At 67.9% G+C, this 1856-nt stretch carries 3 protein-coding genes; all 3 read left to right on the top strand.

The window, feature by feature from the left end; translation table 11 throughout:
- Window positions 1-257: FtsX-like permease family protein (locus AB4Y84_RS20635; RefSeq protein WP_442250816.1), on the top strand; the 257-nt coding region annotated here is incomplete at its 5' end.
- A 21-nt stretch (window positions 258-278) separates the two neighbouring features.
- The gene (locus AB4Y84_RS20630; protein WP_312787347.1) at window positions 279-1493 is read left to right on the top strand and encodes an ABC transporter permease; all 1215 of its coding nucleotides are present in this window, start codon (window positions 279-281) and stop codon (window positions 1491-1493) included.
- A 1-nt stretch (window position 1494) separates the two neighbouring features.
- Window positions 1495-1856: PDZ domain-containing protein (locus AB4Y84_RS20625; protein WP_442250815.1), on the top strand; the 362-nt coding region annotated here is incomplete at its 3' end.

Raw genomic sequence — 1856 nt, 5'->3', positions numbered from 1 at the left:
GGCAGATCTTCCTGCAGTGCCTGGTCGAGGCGGGCGCGGTGGGCGTGGTCGGCGGCGTGCTCGGCATCGGCCTGGCACTGCTGGGCCTGTATGCAGTGCGCCAGCAGCCGGTGGACTACGCCAAGCTGGCCCACCTCGACGGCAGCATGCTGCTGCTCGCCCTCGGCCTGACCCTGCTGGCCAGCATTGCTGCCGGCTTCCTGCCCGCCTGGCGCGCGATGCAGGTCACCCCGGCCATCCAGCTCAAGTCGCAGTAAGCACCAGAACGAGGACTTCCCATGGACATCCGCCCCATCCTCAGCACCCTGCGCCGGCACAAGACCGCAGCCGCATTGATCGTGCTGGAAATCGCCCTGACCTGCGCCATCGTCTGCAATGCCCTGTTCCTGGTCACCCAGCGCGTGGAAAAGATCAGCCAGCCCAGCGGCCTGGCCGAGAACGAACTGGTCATGGTCCGGGTCAGCGGCATCGGCAAGCAGGCCAACGCCATGGCCCGCACCAACGAAGACCTGGCATCGCTGCGCGCGATTCCCGGCGTGACCAGCGTGACCAAGGTCAACCAGCTGCCATTCCGCCGCAACTCGAGCAACACCAGCATCTCGCGCGAACGTGACCAGGAGCGCCCGACCGCGTTCGTGTCGTTGTACATGTTCAGCGAGAACGCACTTCCGACGCTTGGCCTGCAGCTGGTCGCCGGCCGCGACTTCCTGCCAAGTGAATACATCGACTATGAGGAAGCCCAGAAGAATCCCAAGCCTGACCGCGCCGCGCCGGTGATCATCAACCAGCAGGTCGCCGCCAAGATGTATCCGGACCAGAGCGCGCTGGGCAAGACGTTCTACATGGGCAACCAGGCCCTGCATGTGGTCGGCGTGGTCGCCCATCTGGCCACCCCCACCGACTACAACGACAACAGCACCCTGTCGATGATGCTGCCGGTGCGTACCGACTTCACCCGCGGCCCGTACATGCTGCGCACTTCGCCGGAACGCCGCGATGAAGTGTTGAAGGGTGCGCTGGCCGCGCTGGAGCACAACGACCCCAACCGCCTGGTGCGCGAGAAGCTGACCTACCAGGAACAGCGTGCCGACTACTTCAAGAACGACCGCTCGATGGTCGGCCTGCTGGTGACGGTCTGCGTGGCGCTGCTGGTGGTCACCGCCCTGGGCATCGTCGGCCTGGCCAGCTTCTGGGTGCAGCAGCGCAGCAAGCAGATCGGCATCCGCCGCGCATTGGGGGCCACCCGTGGGCAGATCCTGCGCTACTTCCAGACCGAGAACTTCCTGCTGGCCACGCTGGGCATCGTGCTGGGCATGCTGGCGGCCTATGCCATCAACCTGGCGCTGATGAACATGTACGAGCTGCCGCGCATGCCGCTGCTGTACCTGCCGCTGGGCGCGGTGCTGCTGTGGATGCTGGGCCAGATCGCCGTGTTCGGCCCGGCCCGCCGCGCCGCTGCGGTGCCACCGGCCGTCGCCACCCGAGGGGCGTGAGATGCGTGCCAGCCTGCTGGTGCTGTTGTTGGCCCTGCCGCTGCCGGTACTCGCCGGCAGCGGCAGCTCGCAGACGCTGGAATGGCGCCAGGACGATGCGCGTCTGGCGCTGCGCTCGACCGAGGGCGTGGTGAGGGTGGATGCGGCCAGCCCGGAGGCGCGCTTTGGCGTGCGCCATGGCGACCGCATCCTGCGCGTGGACGACTCGCCGGTGCGGCAGATCGAACAGCTCGCCGACGCAGTACGGGCGGCATCGACGCCCACCGTCTACCTGCTGCTGCGCCGCGATGGCCGGATGCTGACCGTGCCGGTGGAGGTATCGCAGTGGCGCCCCGCGCTGGCGCCACCGCCCCCCCCTCCGGC

The sequence above is a fragment of the Stenotrophomonas sp. 2YAF22 genome, assembly GCF_052114665.1.
Taxonomy (GTDB): Bacteria; Pseudomonadota; Gammaproteobacteria; order Xanthomonadales; family Xanthomonadaceae; genus Stenotrophomonas; species Stenotrophomonas indicatrix.
This window is presented reverse-complemented; position numbering and strand designations above follow the sequence as displayed.